Source organism: Nostoc sp. NMS7, from assembly GCF_017115085.1.
GTDB lineage: Bacteria > Cyanobacteriota > Cyanobacteriia > Cyanobacteriales > Nostocaceae > Nostoc.
The window spans coordinates 45,598-68,797 of sequence record NZ_JABXKJ010000239.1 but is presented as its reverse complement, the minus strand read 5'-3'; the positions used below and the strand labels follow the sequence as shown (position 1 = coordinate 68,797).

Here is a 23,200-nt window from a genome sequence, read left to right as displayed (position 1 = left end):
GCTAAAATAGTTCCCAAAAGTGCATTTTTAATTTTGAATTGCTTATGTCTCGCTCTAAAGCTTTACAATATTACATTGTTTCTCGGCTGCTTCTCGCGCCACTTCAGCTATTAACTATTATCACCATTGTATTTCTCTTACTAAGAGCAACACCAGGAGATCCAGCAGATGCAATTCTCGGTGGACGTGCGCCAGAAGCTGCTAAAGAAGAATTGCGAAAACAACTAGGTTTAAACCTTCCTCTGTGGCTACAGTACCTAAATTATTTGGGAAGCATACTGCGTTTTGATTTGGGAACCTCTTTAATGAGTCGCGGAGAGAATGTTTGGGACATAATTGGGCAATATTTCCCGGCGACGGTGGAGTTAGCAGTATGTAGTATGGCGGTTGCACTCATCGTTGGAATTGCGGTTGGAACTCTTTCGGCTTCCCGTCCTGGAACATATTTTGATGTCGGCGGGCGCTTATTTGGGATCATTACCTACGCACTCCCCATGTTTTGGGCGGGAATGCTTTTGCAGTTGATTTTCTCAGTCCAATTGGGTTGGTTTCCTAATTCCAACCGCTTTCCGCCTAATCTTCCGGCTCCCACGAGCGTAACAGGATTGTATACAATTGATAGCTTACTCGGTGGAAACTTTACCCAATTTTTCACATCTTTGCACCATCTTGCGTTACCGAGTCTCACACTAGGAATTTTGTTGAGTGGGATTTTTGAGCGAATTGTAAGAGTGAATTTAAAGCAAACCTTGCAAGCAGATTATGTAGAAGCCGCTAGAGCCAGAGGTATTGGTGAAAATAAGATTTTAGCCTCCCATGCCTTGAAAAATGCGCTAATCCCAGTAATTACAGTCTTGGGATTAACCTTTGCGTCTCTATTGGGTGGAGCGATTTTAACAGAAGTGACATTTTCTTGGCCTGGGTTAGCCAATCGATTGTATCAAGCGATCGCCGATCGCGATTATCCCACAGTCCAGGGAGTGCTAGTATTTTTTGGTGCGATCGTTGTGAGTGCAAGCATTTTGATTGATATTTTAAATGCTTATGTAGATCCGCGAATTCGATATTAAGCTGCTTGAGATTTTATTAATTTTATTGATAAATCCCACTTGCTAAAATACCAAGAATTTTATTCACATCTTTGAGATAATATTCGCTTAAATCAATAGTCAATGTTTGTTCTTCTAGTTTAAGGAATTGCCAAATACTGCCCGTTGTAACTGCTCCGTAAATTGTTTTAATCTCAGTTGCAGCTTGCTCATTAAAAATTTGGGCTGCTACCATTTCTGCTGCACACTGACCCAAACCCGCATTAATATTTTCTTTTTTAGCTTCTACAACTGTAATTACTGGTGCTGTCAAAATTAGAATTTCTGGAGATTTAGTAATAATAAAATCGCAAGTACCGTTTAATCCTTTGCTATTATCGACAGTGAAATCTACCCTAGAAAATAAACCAATTTGTTCTCGTAATTGTCGGCGTAAATCCACTAAAATTGGAGCAATAATTAACTCAGAACGAGCTTTTTCACTATTACTACCTAAAGCGATCTCCAGGTTATAATTGAGTGTTTCTGCAAGTAAATTACTCGCTGTTAATTCAGGAACAGCAGCGAAAATATCGCGTTTTTCTAATGTGATTAAACTCAACTCTTGTTTTGCTTTAGCTAAACTAAAGTCGCTATAAGCCATAAAACAAATACTCCCTTTCGCTTTTAAACAGAAGACTGAAATTACCATCCAACATCCAAGTTAAAGTAGAAACTAGCGTCAACAATTCTGTTGCTGGTATTTCAGCGATCGCCTACGGCTGGCTACACCTACGCGTTTGTTATTTCAGCGATCGCCTATGGCTGGCTACGCCGGAGCATTTGCTATTCTAAGGGCTTATCTTCTTAAACTACGAGGATCAAGGGCATCTCTCAGCCCATCACCAAGTAAGTTGAATGCTAGCACTGTGAGGATAATCAGCACAGCTGGCGGCCAGATTAACCAAGGTTGCAATACCAAAATTGAAGCATTGCTAGCCAGAGAAAGCATATTGCCCCAAGAGGGGTCTGGTTGTTGAATTCCCAAGCCGATGAGACTCAGTATCGCTTCTGCACCAATAAAGCTGGGAATAGCAAGAGTTGCAGAGATAACTATATAACTAGCCGTTTGCGGCAAAACGTGGCGGAGGATGATATAAAGTGGATTACCGCCCATTGCGCGTGCCGCTTGCACAAATTCTCGCTCTTTAATTGATAGTACCTGTCCGCGAATCACCCGTGCTAAACCAGCCCAGCTAATAACCGAAGTAATCACCACAATCAGCAAAAAGCGCTGAGTACTGCTTAAACCAGCTGGCAATACTGCTCCCAAAGTCACCAAAAGATAAATACTAGGGAAAGTCATTAGCACTTCTGCCAAGCGCATAATGACGCTATCAGTCACACCACCGAAATAACCGGAAATTCCACCGATGAGCAAACCGAGGGGATAGGTAATGATAATACCAAAAATCCCGATAAACATACTGATGCGACCGCCATGTAGTATGCGACTAAATTGGTCGCGGCCTTGGTCATCAGTGCCGAAGATGTTGACTTTTGCGCCACTTGTTGTCCCAAATAAATGCCAATTTAAGGGGATACCAGCAAAGATTGTGACCTCATCCCACTTCGGGGGTAATGGCAAACTCATCTGTAACAATCGGTATTCTGCGCCGGAGACAAATAGACGCACTGGTGAAGGCTTTTTGAAGTCTACAATCACTTGGCGATCGCCTGTTTCTAAATTCGTGTCTCCCTGAGTCGTCGGATAAACATGAGGCCCGATAAACTGCCCTGACTGAGAAACCCAGTGTATCTTAGTTGGTGGCAGCAGTGAACCATTAGGCTGTGAAGCATAGGGATCATAAGGAGCCACGAAATCAGCTGCAATTACTGCTATGTAGAAAACTAACAGCAAAATTGCCCCAAATCGTGCCAAAGGATTTTTCTTCAGTCGTCGCCACCAATCCATAGTTGTTAGAGACGCGATTAATCGCGTCTGTACAGGAGTTATAAGTTATGAGTTAGGGACTTCCAAATAAAAAAACATCTCAAATTTTTTTCTGGGATGGGTATCCCCACCCGCCCCACAAGATAGATAATTTATTTCTTGGAAGTCCCTTATCAAAGTTTTATCTTAATTCATAGCTCATTCATGATTAATAATTCTTAACTCCCAACTCCCCACCGTTGTACAGACGCGATTAATCGCGTCTCTCCAAACTCCAAACTTCCCACCCCTGTACAGACACGATTAATCGCGTCTCTCCAAACTCCAAACTCCAAACTCCAAACTACCCACTCCCAACTCCTAATTTTTCTAAATAGCGCTGCTGTTCTTGCTGTTGTTTTTCGTGTTCTACAACAAACACATTTGAGTAGAGATTAGCGAGAATTTGTTTTCCCTGTTGTGTCAGTGATAGATAATGCAGTCCCTCTTGGATATAGGGATAGACGCCATTCCAGTAAAACTTAGCGTAGTTATTCCGTAAATCCGCAGGGGTTTTATAGCCCAAAACTTTATTTACACCAGTTTCTTCAAACTCGTAAAATAAAGAAGTAATTTTCTTCAAGTAACGCGGATCGCTTAGTTGTCCAATCAAATCAGCAGCACGTACTAATCCGGCAAAGCACTTTGTCTCTTGCTGATCTTCTGCCGCAGGCACAGGAAATCGAGTCAATTCAATATTGCTCTTAATTGCCTCAGCATCTATTAACTTGTGACCGCCAAAACGCTCATCAATAAACAGCTTGGCTCTATCAACATGATAGGGTGTGAGACTGGCATCAGAAGCGCCAGAAGCTACAGAAATCATTCTGCCATTTTTACCTGTGGCATATAAGTCTGCTGTTTCTCGATCTTGTCGGCAAACTCCTTTAACGTAGCCAATATCATGACACAGCAAGGAAATGATGCAATGCAACCAATCTTCACTGGAAACACCCCCTTCTCGAATGTGTTTGCCACGTAAGATTTCTTGCCCGACTAGGGTGACAAGGACAGTGTGTTCAACATTGTGATAAAGGGCGTCGCTATTAGCAATGTTTTCCAAAGCCATGTTACCAGCCCAGGCGATAATATCCTGATAATCATTTTTGAAGCAGCCATAGGTGCGACGGTAGCCTTCTCGAATTTCATTTACGAAGGCATCAATTAAAATTTCAGTGACATTGAACATATCTGCTTACTCTGGTAAATACCAATTATTTATTGATTTGATTTCAAAATTCCATAATCAGGGCTACCTTTGCTGGAATTTAGGGCAATGGATGTTTGCTCGTTTGTAACTTATTTGTAGCTGTGGACGCTAGCTTTTTCTCTGCTTGGATTGCATGATGTTGCATGGCTTCCTGGTAACACAAAAGCTTTAGAGGAATTGTGGGTTACGTAGAAAAAAGAATTTGCCCGATTTTAATGACTTCTCTGGCAATGATCGCAGGTATTCTGTCCCCATTCCCCACTCCCTATTTCTTAAGACTGTGCGATCGCCTTTACAAGTGGGAATCATAACAAACAGATTCACCAGAGTAAATATCCAATGTCTTACCAAAATATCACCGCCTCTCTTTCTCCAGCAGATATCCAAGAAATTAAAGCAGCCTTTGCGACTATCCAAGCAAAGATGCCTTTTCTCGTTACTCTGAGTGTAGAAGAACGACGCAAGTTATTTAAGATGGGCGATAAAAGCCTAGCCTTTGTCAACACTAGCCTGACTGCTGCCCAGTCTAACCGAGACATTTTACCAGCTAGCTTTGATGTAGATGAGTTTGTGCGGGATTATCAGCTAGCCGCAACGCTTACCGAACTGTTGATTAAACTGCAACAACTGACAGAACAGGTAGATGATACCCTAATGGCTGTTGGCAGTGAAGCAATGGGTAGCAGCTTGACAGTTTATGATTACGTAAAGACTGCTGCTAAGAAAACTCCAGGGTTAAAAACTGTTGCTGAACAGTTAGGGGAACGGTTTAAAGCTATTAAAAGTAAACCTGCTAAAACTGCTTCTGGTTCATAGGCTGTAAACTTTGCCAGAGATAGCTACCATGTATACCCAAGTTGGCAGACCTCTCCCCAAACCCCTCTCCGACGCGGAGAGGGGCTTTGAAGATTGGCTCCTCTTCCCTCTTTTCGAGACGCTGCGCGAACATAGGGAAGGGGCTGTTCTTGTTAGGTCTGAGAGCGCTTTAAGCAAAATAAGTCACTTGTGTATACATCATAGGCCAGAGATAGGGGGAGGGTGAAAGGGGAAAAGTTAAAGGTAAATGCAATTCCTTTTCTTTTCCCCTTTCTGTTTTCTTAACTCGTGAATGAGTCTTTGATACTCGCGGGAGAGTCTTTAATACTCGCGGGAGAGTCTTTGATACTCACAGACGAGTCTTTGATACTCACGGGAGAGTCTTTAATACTCGCTGGAGAGTCTTTGATACTCGTGGGAGAGTCTTTAATACTCGTAGGAGAGTCTTTGATACTCGTGGATGAGTCTTTGATACTCGTGAGCAAAAATTAAGATTAATTCCGTATACTCAGAACTTGCATCAGTCCCAACAACCGCCTCAGAATTCATTCTGAGGCTGATAGCTAAAGTCTTCTAAAGAAGACTGGATAAGGTTTATAGTCCACTTGAGTGGACTTGCGCTATTAGCCAAGAAATTTATTTCTTGGCGGGATAGTGGGCTGGTGCAGCATATAACTTTAATTACTTATAAATAATTCACTATTAGCCTGACGCAAGCAAAAACCCTTTACAATTCTTTTACTTTGCGTTCTTTGCGTTTTTCTCTGCGAGATGCTGTGCGTAGCTTGCTTCTTTGTAGGAGTATGCGGTTCGTTTCTTCATTCTCTTATTCCTGGCTGAACGCAGCATAATAGTAAATTTCCAAATTTGGGATGCTCCCACAAATACAAAGCTAAAAACCCAAATAAAATCTGACTTTCTCAATCAGGAATTAGGAGTTGCAAGCTTGTTATTATACCCATAACCGCGTGTAATCTGCTGCCTTGCACCCAATTATGCTCACCATACCCCGACATACCAGCAAGCTCTCGCTCTTTTTCCTTTTCTGTTTAACCGTACTCCTGACTCTTTTCCTCTCTCTACCTTGGTCTCTCATTGGATGTGCGTAGGCGTAGCCCGTCGTAGACATCGCTTTCATCGCTATGATCGGATAAACTTTCAAGGCCAGCTGGAATGTTGAATAACTGGGAGTTGATCTGAGAAATGCCTAACACGCTATACGATCAAGATTTGCAATTATGGATTGAGCAAACTATTCAACAGTTACAAAATCATGAATTTGAGGCGTTGGATATTGAGCATTTGATTGAGGAGCTAGTTGATTTGGGTAAGGCTGAGAAAAATGCGCTCAAAAGCAATCTGACAATTTTGTTAGCGCATTTACTCAAGTTACGACTTGGGCATGATGTACCCGATAGCATGAAAAGCAGCTGGTATAGCTCAATACTTGAACATCGTCAGCGAGTTCTGAATAATTTGGCAGATACTCCTTCTCTAAAAAGTTTTCTGGTAGAGACGGTAGAAAAAGCCTACCCAGATGCTCGAAAGCTAGGGATTAAGGAAGGTAAGCTGGCTAAGTTTGGGGTTAGGATACCCCAGGAAAGTGAGTATCCTACCGTTTGTCCTTTTTCGATTGGGCAGATTCTAGATGAAGATTTTTACGGACTGTAGAAAATTGCTCCGGCGTAGCCCGTCGTAGACATCGCACTCATATTGATTTACATCTAGATCGATAGACAGGTGAACCGAAAAGTTTTACAATCTGACTGATTGCGGTAAATTTACTTATTGCCCAATCCACATAAGCATAGTAAAGATTTTCTAGTGATTGCGTTTGATTACCCAACCACTAAATTAATATAGGAAAGTCTTTAAGTTAAGGCGCAGCAAACAAATGGATGTAAAGCTGATTCTAGCGGGATTAACAGTTATATTTACGCTTTCGTGCTTATTTTTTGGCACGAAAAATGGATTCTATGATTCAGATAACTATCACGGCAATGGCTCTGCACATTGAGATAAATCTGTAGACGCTACGACTTTCCATAGGGTGAGTTGGTTAAGATAGCTCAGAACTTGCAAAGGGAAAATAAACAAGAGGGATCCTTTAGCTCCTAATTTGATCGCTTTCTTGTTAGCCCACCTTTCCGAACCAGTGCGGGTTCGGTAGAGGCGTCCTCCCCAATCAAAAATCTGTATTCTCAGGGTGTAGGGGCGCACAATAAAACTTACCCCTAAGTCACAAAACCAAAATTTGTGTAACTTTTGGCTTTTGGGATATGTCGATGATGATCAGGTTTGAGGGGAGGAAGCATGAGGAATAATCTGTCGGCATCTTCTCGCGTAGATGCTGCGGAAGCGAGTAGTGAATTAGAATGTTTGCCCTATAGTGTCCAGCATGATAATGAGGGCGTGTGTTTATTGGTGAAGATGGGGCCACATCGCATCCTGTTGGATTGTGGTTTGGAGGATATTTCATCGCTGGCTAAGGGGCTTACTAAGTCGGAACGGGAACCTAGTTCGCCCCTACCAGCAGATTTAGTTTTGATTAGTCACGCTCACCCAGATCACGCCAGAGGCTTACTGGCACTGCATAAAACTTTTCCAAACTTACCTATTTATGGTAGTGAGGTGACTAGCAAGTTGCTGCCATTGAATTGGCTAGACCAAGATGCTGAGGAAATTTCTCAATTTTGTCATGCCTTGCCGTTGCGATCGCCTGTGGAATTCCAAGAGGGTCTGGTAGCAGAATTATTTCCCGCCGGGCATCTACCAGGGGCAGTGGCAATTCTACTCACGTACACCACCCAGCAGCGTACTTACAAGCTACTATATACAGGCGACTTTTTCCTGTCAAACTCCCGGTTGGTAGAAGGTTTGCGTTTAGAGGAATTGCGAGGCTTAGACTTGGATGTGCTGATCATTGAAGGCAGTTATGGTACATCCCGTCATCCCCATCGCCGCACCCAAGAAAATCAATTAGCAGAGCGAATTAATCGGGCGATCGCTGACCATTGTTCTGTAATTCTTCCCACCCCGGCTTTAGGATTGGGTCAAGAACTATTAATGCTTTTACGCTCACATCACCACTTCACCGGACGAGATTTAGATATCTGGGTAGATGGTGCTGTCGCTACTGGGTGTGATGCCTACTTAGAACTGCTACCCCACCTCCCGCCATCCGTGCAGAATTTCGCCCGCCATCAACCCTTGTTTTGGGATGAACGGGTGCGTCCTCGCGTACGTCGTTTACAACCAGAACATCGTCCCACAGTGGGCAAGTCACCTTGTATAGTCCTTACGGACTCAACAGATGATTTGGGTAAGCACTGCCAACTAGACACCGGCCCTTGGCTGATCCTCCTACCAGAAAAAATTGATATAAAAGTTAACAAAGAATACTTAGCGCCTACCAATGTCGAAACCTATCTTTTAGCTCAACATAGTGATGGCCCTGGTACTACGCAGCTAATTCATAATTTGCGACCCCAGCACGTCATTTTTGTCCACGGTTCTCCTGGCTATTTGGCAGACCTGACTAGCTTAGAAGAGTTGCAAAACCGCTACCATGTACATTCACCGGCGGCTGACACCTTAGTAGAACTGCCGATCGGCGATACATTTTTACAACCAGCAGCACCAGAAACTAACTACGAAGGCGAATTGACAGAGTTGGGAACAGTAATTACCATCACCCTACCCAATGTGATTACTGGCGATTCGCGTTGGCGGCAATTTGCCGATACTGGTTTAATTGAAGCTCGTTGGCAAGGAGAAGAACTAGTATTAAGGGGATTGTCTCAACGAGAACTGCTCACCCAAAATAGCGATCGCTATACATGGACAGATGTAGACTGTTGCGGTACCTGCCGACATCAAAGAGGCCAGAGGTGTTGGAATCCAGCTTCCCCGTTATATAACTTTAAGGTAACTCTAGAAGGTTACTGTCCTGCCTTTGAAGGTCTAAATGATAGTCAATAGTCATCAGTCCGCTGCCCTTAGTCATTAATGACTAATGACTAATGACCAATGACTAATGACTAATGACCAATGGCTAATTATTCTGGATTCGAGTCAGTGTAACGGTTGTGGATGCGTTCAGCTTCGGGACAATCTTCAGTCATCAAAGGTTCCACATTACCGCGTGGTACTGAAGCCAATTTTTGGGTTACAGCACCAATGCTCTCAAGGCGAACCATTTCTTCCCAAGAACAAACTTCGTCCTCTTCTTCTGTTTCATAGCGTAGGGTCACTAAATCTCCCTCTATGTCGATGATGCGGGCGCGTTCAATCCAGCGTTGCTGGTCCCGCAAGAAAACACATACCTCGCGCCCATCGCAACACAGTTGATAAATCTTGCGGTGTAGCATGTATTGTTTCTGCCTTTTTAAACAACGTAGTTAAACCTGTCAATATCTGGGTTTTATCCCATTACATTACACCTTTAAGAGGTTAATTTCACGGTTGAGAACAAGTACGCTTCATGACCCAATCCCAAGATTTGCTTGTAGTTGTCAAAATATCGGGAAATGTTGGGTCATTAATCAATGATTGCTCTAGCAATGAACTCAATCTCCCTCCGGCTCGTTCTAGGGAATGTCTGCTTTATAAAAGTCAAACAATTCAGTACCTGTCCTAACCAGGTTTATATTTGTTGATGAGTCATTCTTACCATTATGTAATAAAGAATACTCCAAAATAATCGTTGATTGCGGTTGTTTAACTTGCCTACTTTTACTCATTGGCATTACGGGGAAGTCCGGGGACTTGGCTTTACTTTTACCCACTTGTACCTGATCTTAACTCATTCTCTTGCTGACCTTGATGCTTTTCAACAACAACACCCAAAGAGTTTTGAGTTTTTCAGATTTTTGGCTGCTCATGACTAAGAAAAAGCCAACGGATCGGGGAAAGAGGCAAAGGAGATGGGAGGATCAGCAAGATTTATACGGTAGGGGAAATTCCATAGGCACATTCGACGAGGACGCTTCTCGTTTAATTTGACCTGCGCGAACTGCATTATATAGGGTTGCCAGGGCTGACAAATCCTGTTGCTTCCAGCATTTAGTGGCTAGTACTTGCTGGAGTAAACCCTCAGATTCAACACTAAGATATCCAGTTTGGAAGGCAGAGTCAACAAGTGTACGAATCATCTCGATTAGGGCAGAGTAAACAATTTGTGATCTCAAGTGTGGAACATTTTTCTCTGCTACTAATTGATATGGAACATAAGTATTGTGTGATTATAATTACACATAACTAGTGATTCGCATCACAATATTAGCTCTAAGTGCATCTATCTCTTGGTCTACAGAGATAGATGGTTACAAAAATTTTTCGCCTCACCCAATATTGAGAAGGCAAATAACTTAACAATATTAAAACATAAAGAAACTTTTAGGCAAGTATCCAAAAAATCTCGTCAAACATCAGCAATCAAGCAAAAAACTGGCGGAAATCTTCATCCTTTTGACTTAATTGCACCCAGTCTAAGTTTAAAGACTGGAATTTTTGGACTAAGCGATCGCAAGCCGGACGTTCGGTAGCATAATGTCCAGCATCGATTAAAATAAGATTGCAATCGCGGCTTTCTTGAAACTGATGAAATTTACAATCAGAAGTCAGATAAGCTTGAGCGCCAGTTTTCGCTACGCCTGAAATGTAACTAGCCCCCGAACCGCCCAAAAGGGCAACTCGTGAAATTGTTTGCTGTAAATCAGCAGTTGGGGAAAAAATCAAATTAGGGGAAGCAAGTCGGGTTTGAATCGCTGTGAGTAATTCCTGTAATGTCAGAAATGGCTCTAGCAAACCAACACGCCCATATCCTAATCCGGCTTGTGTAGGTACTATGGGAGTAACTTCTTTGAGTTCTAAAATCTGAGCCAAAACGTCAGCAGTACCATCCTGCACTTGGTCAAAATTCGTGTGAGCAGTGTAAATACCAATATTGTGGCTAAAGGCTAACCTTACCATTTCGGCGATCGCTTCACCAGTGCGTAAAGATTTGGGAGGAGTAAAAATTAAGGGATGATGGGCAAATATCAGATTAGCATTCAGAGCGATCGCTTCTTGGATTACTGCCAAAGTCGGTGTCAAACACACCAAAACCCGCGCTTTTTCCTGCAACACTCCCGGTTCAATCTGCCAGCCACAATTATCCCAGCTTTCACACCAAGCGGGATTTGCCCATGCTTCAAACCAAGTTATTAAATCAGCAATTTTCATACTATAATTTCCAGGCAATTATTTTGTATATAGCAAGTAGCTAAATACTTGCCTTTTAAAGGGTTCCATTTTTGAATTTTGTTAGCGCAGCGTTAGCGAGTCCGCGTACTCTTACAGAGAAGCAAGCTACGCTTTTAGCGTCTCGTAGAGAGCGTCATTTTGAATTTTGAATTTATTATCAGTGTCTCTGTGGTTGAATATCTAATTTTAATGCTAATTGCTGGCGCATTTCCTGAAAAGGTTTGTTCCATACAGGGCTAGCATTCCAGTTCCACACTGCCACCGGGATAAGTTGTTCTTCAGCAAGATAAGTTAACAGACGATATTCATCTTTTGGTTCACGAGAAAAAGTGAAGGGATTTCGGTAGCCAGTATCACACAGTTTATAAGATGTGATCTGACCATGATTAATACGTTGTAAAAGTTCTTTACCTTTGACGAGCAAATAATCTAAAAAAACCAGACTAAAAGGCTCTATATGTGCGCGTTTATGTGGCTCTTTTTGTACCCATCTTGCCCAGTCAAATCCATACATAAAATCGTGAACGTAACGAAAGCGCATTTCCGTTTTATTTCCGAACATCTCTGTCAGAGAAACCATCTTTTCGCCAAAAACTGTTAAAAAAGGTATAGCGCCCTCATCTGCTACTAAAGCCTGCCTAAGCATACTACTTACCAGAAAATCAAAATCCCAGAAGATGTTTTCTGGAAAATTTTGCAACTGAGTATATACTATGCATTCGAGAGTTTCTTGAAGGGTTGTGAGGAGTTGAATGTCAGGGTTTTGTTCAGTAATCAAATTTCCCAATTCTGTAAAACTGGTAATTAATGTCTTTTGGGGATTAAGTGATAATAGGTTTACAGACTGCTGGGCAAAGATTTCATCAATCAATCGGAAAGTATGAGTTGGTGTCAGTTCTTGCTTCATAGTAATTGAAATAGCCCAGGCAACTTACACTAAACATTAGTGTATATCGCAATAAGTAGATGATTAAATAATCACAAATAAACTTAACTTTTGAATTTACAAATTTACACAAATTATTTAGGATGTGCCTGATTAATTTTGCACCAATAATTTTCATCAGAAAGTTACCACTGCAAAATTTATTGAATATTTACAAATGGTTACAATATTACACTTACCTACTTACGCAGTAGAAACTGGGTATTTAAACTCTACAAAGCTACACTTTAAATAAATGAAACATGAGAAATTTCTATCCAGAAATATGGACAACCAATTCTCTTAAATGACTGCGCTGGCGGTGTTCCCAAATATAAATTCCCTGCCAAGTTCCTAGCACCAAATGACCACGATTAATGGGGATATGTTCAGAAGTATGGGTAAGTGCGGTACGAATGTGTGCCGGCATATCATCGGTGCCTTCTGCATCGTGGATGTATTTGCCTGATTCTGGGACGAGTTTTGCCATAAAATTAGCTAGATCCACAAGAACATCAGGATCAGCATTTTCTTGGATAACTAAACTGGCTGAAGTGTGGCGTAAAAATAAAGTACAAAGACCAGTTTCAACTCCCGACTCTGCAACTGTGGCTTCAATTTTTGCAGTGATATTGTAAAACGATTTGGCAGTGGTGGAAATTTTTAGTAACTTTTGGTAGTGACTCATTTAAAACAGTAATTATTGATGAAAGTAAAAGCTAATTAGCAGTTGAATCTACTTGATTTGGTTGTTGTTCTGCCGTTGGTTGATCACTAGACTGAGTATCTCTTCTCCTGAATAGGCTTAACACGGCATTTACAGAATTTTTTCGGATATCTGGGATGATCGGTGTGTTAGGCAGATTGTGAGATAAAGCTGTAATGTTAGCCCGATCTGGCTCTGGCAGCTGTAACCTGTTTTTCGAGGATGTTGTATCCTCTTGGTTGGTATTCGTAGTTTTTGTAGTTCAGGAATGAAATAAACTGTTACTTGATGTAACAAGGCAACAAAGGCAATTCCGGCAGTCACAAAAGTAGCATATGTCAAGGATTGAGAAATATCCTCTACTTGCTTCTGGTTTTCATTATATAGCCGTTCTCGGTTAAATGAGGTACAAGAACCCGACCCCCAAACCCCCTCCCCGCTCTTCGAGAGGGGGCTATGATGTACCTCATCTGATTAGGAAACCCTATAAGTCTCTCTCAAGTTAACTAACATCTGTGACTGATACTCTTGAGGTGAGAACTTCAAATATTTATTGTGGTTTTGAATAACTTTATTTTGAGTCGAAATACTTAATAACGGCATGAGCGATCGCTTCATTACCATCCTTAGCAATTGGTTGAGATTGCTTTGGTGATTGAGGTAAATCATGGAGAAAATCCCAAGTTTCTTGAAAAAACTCAGATGGGGTGATGATTTGATGCTGATTATAATTAGTTATACCTTCTATTATAAAAGTTGCTTCGGCAAAGTCCTCACGTGGGATGCTAACAATAGGTACTCCTAGTAGTGTGGCTTCCGAAAAAGTGCTGTAACCAGGTTTAGAAACGACTCGTCCACAAATAGGCATAAAATCTACAGGGCGATATTTACGGTCATTAATTTTCACTAAATTAGGTAAATCAGGGGCAGATTGATCAAAAACGATAAATTGCCAATCTGAAAATCGCCGCAGGTTATGATATGGGATTTGCTGCAAACCCAAGCCGCCAAAGGTCAACAAAATAGTTTTTTCAGCTGGTGCAGTTATTCCCCAAAGAGAGCGTAAATCATCAGCAGAGTGACGGGGAGAACCGCCTGTTAAGCCGACATCTGTGATATTGTTAAAAGCTGGCATTGGTTCGTGGAAGGGAAGACGAAACAGGCGATCGCACTTTGAATACCAATCACTAATCCAATCAGCAATTGTGGTAAATTCGCCTCCCCAATCTCGGTAGATCAAGTCCCAGCCAAAGTTACTCATCATCCAGCAGGGAATGTTTGCAGCTTTGGCAAACCCAGGAGCGAGGAAGGGAATATCTGCCAAGATGAGATTAACGCGATTTTGGCGGATAAAATTCACTTCTGAAGCAATCAGGGAATTTTGATGCTTCTTAATATCGAGCAACTTTTCTAAAGTCGCTACTTTATCCATTGTCAAACTATCCGTTTGCACCACACCCAAATCAAATGCACGGGGACGATAGATAAAATCGCCTTCTATATAGCACTCTAACAACCAGCGTGGGGCAGTAGTCGCTAGAATTAGCAGAACTTCTGGACATAACTTTTGAATTGTCGCAGCGACAGAAGCCGTGCGGGCAGCATGACCAAAGCCGTGGTTAGTTATGGCTAAGTATAAGATTGGACGTTCCATTTTTAAGTTAAGAGTTAGGAGTTTAAAGTCTGATTGACTGACAAAAGTCCTCAAGGTCTTGTTCTTTCGCTTTCATCCCCCTTGGGAATCAATTCCCAAGCTAATAGCTTAAGTCTACTAAAGTAGACTCAAAAGTATATTCAGTCCACTTTAGTGGACTTGAGCTATTAGCCCGCAATTTATTGCAGGGCGGGTTAAGGTGAAACGCATTCATATTAGGACTTACGCAACAAAATATCTATAACTCCAAATTTTTAACTAAGTTTTGCAAAAACCTTGAATCGCCTCAACCAATTGGTCGATTTCCGATTCTAAAGTCAAGTAATGAACAGTGGCGCGTATACAGCTAGGATCGGCAATTGTCCGAGTTAATATTCTTTGTAAGTCTAAAAATTGCACCAACTTCAAATCAGCTTGCGGCTGATTATTTATTAGTTGAAAAGAAACTATACCGCTTTCGGGTGGAGAAGTTCGCAAACATTTAATATCGGGTAACGCCGTCAATTCTCGCCAGAGGTACTCACTATTTTGACAAATTTGCTCGTAACGTTCCTGTGACGTTCCCCATTGCTGATGAATTGCGATCGCCTCGCGTAACCCAACATATAATGGAGAAGCTAATGTAGACACTTCGTATCGTCGCCCATCTGGAAGCCAATCCACAGACTGCTGAGATTCACTATCAAAAACAATACCACGCAAGCCAATAAACGTAGGTTTCAAGCTTTCTCGTGCTTCTGGTCGAACATACAAACCACCAGCACCCGCAGGGCCACATAACCATTTGTGACCAGTGAAAGCATAAAAATCTACTCCCAATTCAGTCAAGTTTAAAGGCAACAAACCAGCAGATTGAGCAGCATCTATCAATAGTAAAGAATGATTATTTCTGCATACTTCGGCAATTTTATCCAGAGGTAAAACTTGACCAGTATTCCAGAAAACATGACTCAATATTACAAGACGGGTATTTGGGCGCAAGTGCTGGGCAATAACTTTTACAGGATCGCCCTCATTTAAAGTCGCTTTTAGAGGACAGGTGCTAACTTCCACAACGAATCTCCGCGCGATTTCCTGGGCTATGGCAATCACGCCTGGGTGTTCGCAGTCTGAGAGCAGCAGATGGTCGCCAGCTTGCCACTCAATGCCCCAGATGGCGATATTACAGCCAATAGTGACATTCTCGGTGAGAGTAATTGTTTCAACTGGTGCATGTAACTCGGAAGCGATCGCAACTCTAGCAGCTTTAGTCTGAGGCGCTATCCAGCGATACGCCTCATTGCCAAAGGGTCCAATATGCTGAATATGAGCTTGAGTTTGGGTCATAACATCCATTGCCCTTTGGGGCATCGGCCCTTGTCCCCCATAATTGAAATAAGTCTTATTCGCTAAAGCGGGAAATTGCTCTCGATGGCTATGCAGCCTAGTTTGTGCAACAGAAGTACTGGTCATACCAATTTTAGATTTTAGATTTTAGATTAGTCATTCGGCGTCGGACATAAAAAAGTGAAGTTCTAAGTTTCGTTAATGGAGTTCAAAGACTCATCTACAAAGCTCGGAGGTTGATTCACAAAGCTCGGAGGTTCATTCACGAGTTCCATTTATACCAATTCGCTAAATTATAGCTACTGACCGAAGGAGGAAAGGATACAGAGCAAATAAATTTATTTATGGGGATTTGAATTTTGAATTTTGAATTTTGAATTCCCCGTTCGCGTAGCGTCTCGCAGAGAAGGGGTTGATCTCTGCTCCCCATCTCCCCTATCTCTCTTGTCTCCCGTACTCCATTATTACAGCAGATTTAAAGGAAAGTGAAGTACACAACGATTCGTCTTAAACCAAGGTATAAAGCCTATTTTACTTCTGAATTCTGACTCCTGAATTCTAACTCCTGAATTTTGAATTGTGCTGTAATTGTCTGAGTTACTCCCAGAGTGTGCTAATTCTTGTTAACTTAAAAGAATGCTAATTAATGCTGAATCCCTACTGCAATACCAACGCTGTAAACGCCGGCCTTTTCTAGATATCCACGGTGACAAAAGTCAGCGCGATGCTCCCAATGAGTTGCTAGGGAAACTCCAACAGGACAAAATCGCCCATCAGCTAAGTGCTTTGGCACAGGTGACTTATGATCAACCAAATTATTCTTATGGAAACTGGGAAAACGCAGAGAAGGCAACTTTAGAATTGATGCAGCGTGGCGTTGAGTACATATATAAAGGAGTACTGTCAGCAACTTATTCTGAAGCATACACCTTACTAAGTCGTCCAGATTTACTCGTGAAACGGCCAGGAAAATCCTGCTTTGGAGATTGGATGTACGTTGCAGCTAGTATTGAACTCGGTAAGCGCCCTAAGCAAGAATATCAAGTTGTTGCCGCATTTCACACGCAAGTATTGGCAACAGTACAGGAGTTTGCACCAGAAACAGCTTGGCTGATATTGCGTACCAAAGATAGAAATTATCCTGTGGATTTGTTTAAATGGATGCCACGAATGCAGCAGATTCTGGAGGAGTTTATTCAAGTTTTAGAGTTACCAAATCCGCCAGAGGTGTTTATTGCTCGGCAAAAGTGCAATCTTTGCCATTGGTATAGTCAATGTTATGCGATCGCACAATCTGAAAAACATCTCTCACTGGTACCAGGCGTAACACCCATTCGCTACACTCAACTGCAAGCCTTAGCCATCACCACACTGGAATCTCTCGCTAACACCAATCCCAGCACTCTCGAAAATCTGCTTGGTTTTGACAGCGAAGTAGCGCCTAAGCTAGTAGTGCAAGCTCAATCTGCACTGGAAAAACGACCGCTTATTTTACCCTACCCGCTACCAATAAAAGATATTACATTTACAGCACCCATAGAGCTTTACTTTGATATTGAGGCACAGCCAGACTTAGATTTAAATTATCTTTTGGGGGTTTTAGTCGTTGATAGACTTGCCAACACAGAACAGTTTTATTCGTTTTTAGCAGACAAACCAGAAGACGAAGAATTAGTTTGGCAGCAATTTTTGGATTTGGTTTGGCAATATCCCGAAGCACCAATTTATCATTTTTGTGTCTACGAGGTTGATACAGTCAAACGGTTAGCAAAACTTTACCGCACTCCCTACGCCTCAGTGCGTCCTGTATTGAGTCAATTTGTGGATGTGTATGAACAATTAACCCAAAGTGTAGCATTGCCGATAGAAAGTTATGCCCTGAAAGCGATCGCTCGTTGGTTAGGATTTGAGTGGCGGGAAAAAGAAGCCAGTGGTGCCAAGTGTATTTATTGGTATGATCAGTGGCTAGAAACAGGCGATCGCACCTTACTAGAAATTATCCAAAGCTACAACGAAGATGATTGCCGCGCTACCCACAGAGTCAAAGATTGGCTTGTCAACTTTTTTCAGGATGAATATGGTTTGCGACGAGCTTAATTAATTTCGTATTTTCTAAAAGTTTTTAATTTGTTGGAATATATATTATACCAATTCAAAATTAAGAAAACCTGATTTCATAAGAGTTTTCAGGCTTGTATCTTTCACATTCTTTTTTTTCATTGGTATTATTTGTAGGGGCGCATAGTTGTCATACGTGTCAACTTAACGTGAAAGTTAGTCTAGAACCAGCTTTTAGAGATTGTCTCGTTAAGAGTCTCTGACTGGGAATGCCTATGCGAGGCTCCGCCTCTTGACTTGCAGCACCGCAATGAGCAACATTTCCAGCCAGAGGCTGGAAACGAGGTTTTAAAAGGGTTTTGGCTTAAGTTGATACCAATGAGCTTTTTCTGTGCCTCCCTACCGCCTTTTAATTTAACAAAAAAATTATATGCAGCTAATTAAAAAAATCTTCGTATTCCCACGAATTATTTACTTCTTTATCCCGATTTTAATTATCATTTACTTCTTCATAAACTTACTTTCAAATGCTGTTGAAGTTAGTAGCATAGAATTTATCGGTGAAGGGACTTTACCGAAAGGTTTAATCTTTAAAACAACTGAAGTTGGAGGTTTATCTGGAATTACTTATGATCCAAAAAGCAACCTTTATTATGCTATTTCCGATGACCGTGGGCAAAAAGCAGCCGCCCGTTTCTACACCTTGAAAATCGACTTAAGCAAGGGTTCCCTACAAAAAGGTGGAATTATTCCAGTCAGTGTTACCACATTATTAAATGAAAATGGTCAAACATTTCGCCCTGGTGAAACTGATACAGAAGGTATTGCCTTAACTAATCAAGCAACTGTGTTTATTTCTTCTGAGGGCGATGTGAGAAAATTAATCAATCCTTTTATTAAAGAGTTCTCCCTATCTTCTGGTAGGGAAATTAAAACACTTCCCATACCAAACAAATTTTTGCCAGATAAAAGTAGTCAAAAAGGTATCCGCAACAATTTGGCTTTTGAAAGCCTCACCATCACACCCGATAAAAAGCATATATTCACAGCCACCGAAAATGCTCTAATTCAAGATGGTATCGCAGCTAAACCTAACATCGGTAGTCCTTGCCGGATTTTGCAATACAACTTGCTCAACAATCAGCCAGAAAAGGAATTTCTTTATCAAACTGAACCAGTTACACCATTTTTGGATCTGACTGGCAAATTCGCTAGTGGATTACCTGATTTACTTGCTCTCGATAATCAAGGACACTTCCTAAGTTTAGAACGGTCTTTTACTGGTTTAGGATTTGCTATTTCCCTGTTTCAGGTTTCTTTAGAAGGAGCGGATGATATTCATAAAATAGATAGCCTTTTAGCAGTTGACTCTAAGAATATTAAACCAGTTCAGAAAAAACTGCTGTTAGATTTGAGAACCCTAGATGTACTGCTAGACAACATCGAAGGCTTAACTATTGGCGCTAAACTACCCGATGGACAGCAATCACTAATTCTCGTCAGTGATAACAATTTCAACTCCTTGCAACGCACCCAGATACTAGCCTTTAAAATTAAAATTGAAACACCATTAATTAGATTATTACGCCGTTTGCTCCCGAATTTTAACCATTAGCTGTACGGAGATAAAAGTGCGTTCGTGTCTTTACTGTTATTTACTTATTTGCAGCCTATTTATGTGTATTTACGGAATCTACTAGACAACTTTTTCTAGCGTTTTTGTAGTTTACGTGTAATTTCTCAACCGGATTCATTAATAAATATGTTATAGAATGTTTAGGAAATTTTGCAGAGTGATTAACTATGATTACAGGAGATAATTAGTTTTTTCCAAATCATGATATTTTTTAGATTTAAATTTAATAATTAGTCTAGACTTATTAAAGGATTTTGCCAACAATATTTTTTATAAATAATTTTTATGTCACAAAATAAAATCGATAAAATGGTAGGGCAAAAAGCAGAGTTAGACAATTACATTGGACAATTTTTAAATAATCGCTATTTAATCAGAGATTTGATTGGCAAAGGGGGGATGGGTAGAGTTTATTTAGCAGAAGATACTGCTAAAGGTGGTATGGCGATCGCAATCAAAATCTTATCACTCAGTTTGGCAAACCAGCAAATGTCCCAACGCTTTGCCAGAGAGATTTTTATTGGCGCTCAATTGGGTCGAAAAAGTGAACATATTGTGCGGATTTTAAGTTACGGAGTTACTGAGGATAAAACTCCGTTTTATGTAATGGAATATCTCCAAGGAAAAAACCTCAAACAAATTCTCAAAATTCAGCCTTTAACATTATCGGAGTTTTTAGATATTTCTACTCAAATTTGTTTAGGCTTACAATGTGCCCACCAAGGAATCAGCCTCAAAGGAGAGATTTATCCCATTGTTCACAGGGATATAAAACCAGAAAATATATTCATTAGTGAAGATAGTAAACAAGGAAAAATTGTTAAAATATTAGATTTTGGGATTGCCAAGTTTTTAACGGAGCGAAGTGGGATGACCTTGACAGATTCTTTTATTGGCAGTTTGCCTTACTGTTCTCCAGAACATATGGAAGGGCGCAAATTGCTAGATGTCCGCTCTGATATTTACAGTTTGGGAGTACTAATGTTTGAGATGCTAACAGGAAAACATCCATTTCAGACAAAAAGTAACTCCTTTGGTACTTGGTATCAAGCACATCGTTTTCAAATGCCACCTACAGTTGAGCAAGTGAATCCGCAAGTCAAAATCCCGCAGATATTAGAAAAAATGTTGATGAGTTGTTTAGCTAAAGAAATAAGCGATCGCCCTCAAAATATAAACCAAATATTAGAAGATTTAGAAAAGGTTAAGATTCAGCTTAATGAAGTTAGTCATAACAATAGTAGTGACATTATTAACCTCTCAATTCCCATCCAATTAGTACCTGTAACATTATTATCAGAAAAAGAGTGTTTGCAGAAAAAATGGCCTAAAAATAAACCAATTGCGCGAATTGGATTTCCCCATTTACTACATACTACTCAAAGACCTATACCAACTTTTTGGGCAATGTTGCCCAAACAAGAGATTACAAACTTTTCGGACAAAATACATGGCACTGAATTTATTACTCAAATGAATGTATACCCGATGCTATTATGGGTTACAGTCTTATACAATTCCCAGCCTTCTCTGACTAAGTGGCTACCTTATTTTTTGGATTTGAAAGATAATAGAGGGGAAAAGATAGCGCGTAGTTTAGCAGAAGTAGGCTACTACCATCTGCTATTTTTTGCCCTAGAAGATCCAGACTGTTGCTCTCACGTAATGACTTTAAGCCTGACGGCTAACCAGCGCCAGCAACTTGTAGATTGCTTAGATATGAATCAACAGTCAAATGAAATAATTTTGCCTAATCAAGCTAAAAATCTGCTAAAAACAGAGTATGAAAAACTGAAATTAGATATCTTACGAAAGTTAGCCGCAAAGCCAAAAAATGAGAAAGAAGTTTCAAAAAATTGGATGGCTAAATTTTTGGAGATTTTTTTAAAACTTTTATCACGTCATTGAAAGTCCGCTATCAAAATAAAAAGCCTTGCCATCATTACCTAATTATATTCTTATGTGTGTATTGCTAACTTTAAATGGACTCAGCAGCAAAGGTGATCAAAGTGAATCAAAGCCTATTTACATCTCCAATTAGTACGGGCTTGCTTGCCAATCGTTATCAACTCAAGCAATTAATTGGCAGTGGTGGCATGGGAGAAGTTTTTTTAGCAAATGATATTTTGTTAGGAGGTATACCAGTTGCTATCAAGTTTTTGACTCAGACTTTTGTCAATACCAAGATGCAACAAGACTTTGCTCGTGAAGCTTTAATGAGTGCAGCTTTGAGTCAAAAGAGCCTACATATAGTACGGGCGTATGATTATGGTATAAATGAGCAAGGAAAACCATACTACGTTATGGAATATCTAAGTGGTAAGAGTTTAAAGGATTTAATTCCGTTGCCCCTGCCCATGTTTTTAACTCTCTGCCGGCAAATTTGTTTGGGCTTACAGTGCGCTCATCAAGGTATTAACATTGATGGCAAAATTTGTCCGCTAGTTCATAGAGATATTAAGCCTGCAAATATATTAGTAATTCCCGATCCGATATTGGGTCAGTTAGTTAAAATTCTCGATTTTGGTATTGCTAGATTTTTGAATTATACATCAACAGCTAGTACAAGTAGGGGATTTAATGGCACCTTACCCTACTGTTCTCCAGAACAGCTAGATGGGGAAAAATTAGATAGTTGCTCTGATATTTATAGCCTGGGTGTGATGATGTTTGAGATGCTCACAGGTAAAAAACCTTGGCAACCAGAAACTGATTACTTTGGTGCTTGGTATAAAGCACATCACTTTGAACAACCAAAAGCGATCGCAGATATTAAACCCACTCTTGAAGTACCTGAAAAACTAAATCATTTAATCATGTCTTGTCTTGCTAAAAAAGCAAGCGAGCGCCCACAAAATATCGCTCAAGTTCTGGAAGTATTAAACAGTTTAGAACAGCCGAATTATCCCAGCTTACCGACAATCTTAGCTCCTACTTCCATCCTTACCCCTCCCTTATACTCTGGATTACCAATCACAGTAGAACAAAGCTGTCAGCAACTTTTGTGGCCTGAAAATAAACCAATTCAAGAAATTGTTTTTCCCCAGCTTTTAGACACCGCACAAGCATCGATGACAGCACTATGGTTGATGTTGCCTAAAGAAGAAATCAAAAAGTATGCCCTTTCTACTCGTTACAACCAATTTATCTTCATGACATCCCCTCACCCAATGCTGTTGTGGGTGACTGTACTGTACAATCGGCAATTGGCTCCTAAATGGCTACCGTGCTACTTTGATATGCAAAATCCCCAAAATCTTCGGCTGGTAAGTTTCCTGGCTGAAAATGAACGCTACCCTTTGATTTTCTTTACCCTAGAAGCACCACATTCCTGCACCAACGTTCTCACAAGTGGCATTGAGCCAACTCAGCGGCAAATGTTGAAAACCTGGATGGAACAGTGTCATAGTCTACCAGCTGCTTCTCAACTCCAGTTGAGCAAACAGCTATTAAAGCAGCAGTATAAACAAATGCAATCCCGGATATTGCAGTATCTGGAATCAGAGCCACTGGTTGTATTATCAGGCTCTATTTAACGAAGAATTTGCACCTTGGAGAGACTGGACAAAAATAAGTTCTAATTCCCAACTCCAAAACACTTG

Annotated in this window: 18 protein-coding genes; 8 read left to right on the top strand and 10 right to left on the bottom strand. The window is 40.8% G+C overall.

The window, feature by feature from the left end; all coding sequences use genetic code 11:
- Nucleotides 1–44: 44 nt before the first annotated feature.
- A complete protein-coding gene (locus HWQ38_RS32165) occupies nt 45–1,070 on the top strand; it encodes an ABC transporter permease (protein WP_292801943.1) in 1,026 nt (341 codons plus the stop codon).
- Nucleotides 1,071–1,092: 22 nt separating this feature from the next.
- Here the strand turns inward: HWQ38_RS32165 and HWQ38_RS32160 are convergent, their stop codons facing one another.
- From HWQ38_RS32160 to HWQ38_RS32150, 3 genes are all read right to left on the bottom strand, one after another.
- Nucleotides 1,093–1,692 (bottom strand): hypothetical protein, encoded by a 600-nt coding sequence (locus HWQ38_RS32160; protein WP_292801941.1) that lies wholly within the window; start codon nt 1,690–1,692, stop codon nt 1,093–1,095.
- 195 nt (nt 1,693–1,887) lie between these two features.
- Nucleotides 1,888–3,003, bottom strand: a complete 1,116-nt coding sequence (locus HWQ38_RS32155) for an ABC transporter permease (protein WP_292801939.1) — start codon at nt 3,001–3,003, stop codon at nt 1,888–1,890.
- Nucleotides 3,004–3,325: 322 nt separating this feature from the next.
- Nucleotides 3,326–4,210 (bottom strand): Npun_R2479 family HD domain-containing metalloprotein, encoded by an 885-nt coding sequence (locus HWQ38_RS32150; protein WP_292801937.1) that lies wholly within the window; start codon nt 4,208–4,210, stop codon nt 3,326–3,328.
- 360 nt (nt 4,211–4,570) lie between these two features.
- On the opposite strand from HWQ38_RS32150, the gene HWQ38_RS32145 reads away from it, so the two are divergent.
- From HWQ38_RS32145 to HWQ38_RS32135, 3 genes are all read left to right on the top strand, one after another.
- Entirely contained in the window at nt 4,571–5,047 is a 477-nt protein-coding gene (locus HWQ38_RS32145) for a hypothetical protein (RefSeq protein WP_292801935.1), read from the top strand.
- 1,203 nt (nt 5,048–6,250) lie between these two features.
- Nucleotides 6,251–6,718, top strand: coding sequence for a DUF29 domain-containing protein (locus tag HWQ38_RS32140; protein ID WP_292801933.1), 468 nt, complete (start codon nt 6,251–6,253; stop codon nt 6,716–6,718).
- A gap of 642 nt (nt 6,719–7,360) precedes the next feature.
- Nucleotides 7,361–9,028 carry an MBL fold metallo-hydrolase gene (locus HWQ38_RS32135; protein WP_292801931.1) on the top strand — a complete coding sequence of 556 codons (1,668 nt, stop codon included), beginning with the start codon at nt 7,361–7,363 and terminating at the stop codon, nt 9,026–9,028.
- A gap of 77 nt (nt 9,029–9,105) precedes the next feature.
- On the opposite strand, the gene HWQ38_RS32130 is transcribed toward HWQ38_RS32135, so the two are convergent.
- The 7 genes from HWQ38_RS32130 to HWQ38_RS32100 form a co-directional block, all read right to left on the bottom strand.
- Nucleotides 9,106–9,417 (bottom strand): DUF6679 family protein, encoded by a 312-nt coding sequence (locus HWQ38_RS32130; protein ID WP_012408115.1) that lies wholly within the window; start codon nt 9,415–9,417, stop codon nt 9,106–9,108.
- A 564-nt stretch (nt 9,418–9,981) separates the two neighbouring features.
- Nucleotides 9,982–10,200, bottom strand: coding sequence for a hypothetical protein (locus HWQ38_RS32125; protein WP_292801929.1), 219 nt, complete (start codon nt 10,198–10,200; stop codon nt 9,982–9,984).
- A 283-nt stretch (nt 10,201–10,483) separates the two neighbouring features.
- Nucleotides 10,484–11,272 (bottom strand): Nif3-like dinuclear metal center hexameric protein, encoded by a 789-nt coding sequence (locus HWQ38_RS32120; RefSeq protein ID WP_292801927.1) that lies wholly within the window; start codon nt 11,270–11,272, stop codon nt 10,484–10,486.
- Between the two features lie 178 nt (nt 11,273–11,450).
- On the bottom strand, nt 11,451–12,200 hold the full coding sequence (locus HWQ38_RS32115) for a hypothetical protein (RefSeq protein ID WP_292801925.1): 750 nt from the start codon (nt 12,198–12,200) through the stop codon (nt 11,451–11,453).
- Nucleotides 12,201–12,492: 292 nt separating this feature from the next.
- Complete coding sequence (locus HWQ38_RS32110) at nt 12,493–12,906, bottom strand: secondary thiamine-phosphate synthase enzyme YjbQ (RefSeq protein WP_292801923.1); 414 nt, start codon at nt 12,904–12,906, stop codon at nt 12,493–12,495.
- 589 nt (nt 12,907–13,495) lie between these two features.
- Nucleotides 13,496–14,578, bottom strand: a complete 1,083-nt coding sequence (locus HWQ38_RS32105) for a glycosyl transferase (RefSeq protein WP_292801921.1) — start codon at nt 14,576–14,578, stop codon at nt 13,496–13,498.
- Nucleotides 14,579–14,836: 258 nt separating this feature from the next.
- Entirely contained in the window at nt 14,837–16,030 is a 1,194-nt protein-coding gene (locus HWQ38_RS32100) for an aminotransferase class V-fold PLP-dependent enzyme (protein ID WP_292801919.1), read from the bottom strand.
- Nucleotides 16,031–16,540: 510 nt separating this feature from the next.
- On the opposite strand from HWQ38_RS32100, the gene HWQ38_RS32095 reads away from it, so the two are divergent.
- From HWQ38_RS32095 to HWQ38_RS32080, 4 genes are all read left to right on the top strand, one after another.
- Nucleotides 16,541–18,001 carry a TM0106 family RecB-like putative nuclease gene (locus tag HWQ38_RS32095; protein ID WP_292801917.1) on the top strand — a complete coding sequence of 487 codons (1,461 nt, stop codon included), beginning with the start codon at nt 16,541–16,543 and terminating at the stop codon, nt 17,999–18,001.
- A gap of 391 nt (nt 18,002–18,392) precedes the next feature.
- A complete protein-coding gene (locus tag HWQ38_RS32090) occupies nt 18,393–19,577 on the top strand; it encodes an esterase-like activity of phytase family protein (RefSeq protein ID WP_292801916.1) in 1,185 nt (394 codons plus the stop codon).
- Between the two features lie 306 nt (nt 19,578–19,883).
- Entirely contained in the window at nt 19,884–21,506 is a 1,623-nt protein-coding gene (locus tag HWQ38_RS32085) for a serine/threonine-protein kinase (protein ID WP_292801914.1), read from the top strand.
- Between the two features lie 101 nt (nt 21,507–21,607).
- Nucleotides 21,608–23,134 carry a serine/threonine-protein kinase gene (locus tag HWQ38_RS32080; RefSeq protein ID WP_292801912.1) on the top strand — a complete coding sequence of 509 codons (1,527 nt, stop codon included), beginning with the start codon at nt 21,608–21,610 and terminating at the stop codon, nt 23,132–23,134.
- Nucleotides 23,135–23,200: the final 66 nt, after the last annotated feature.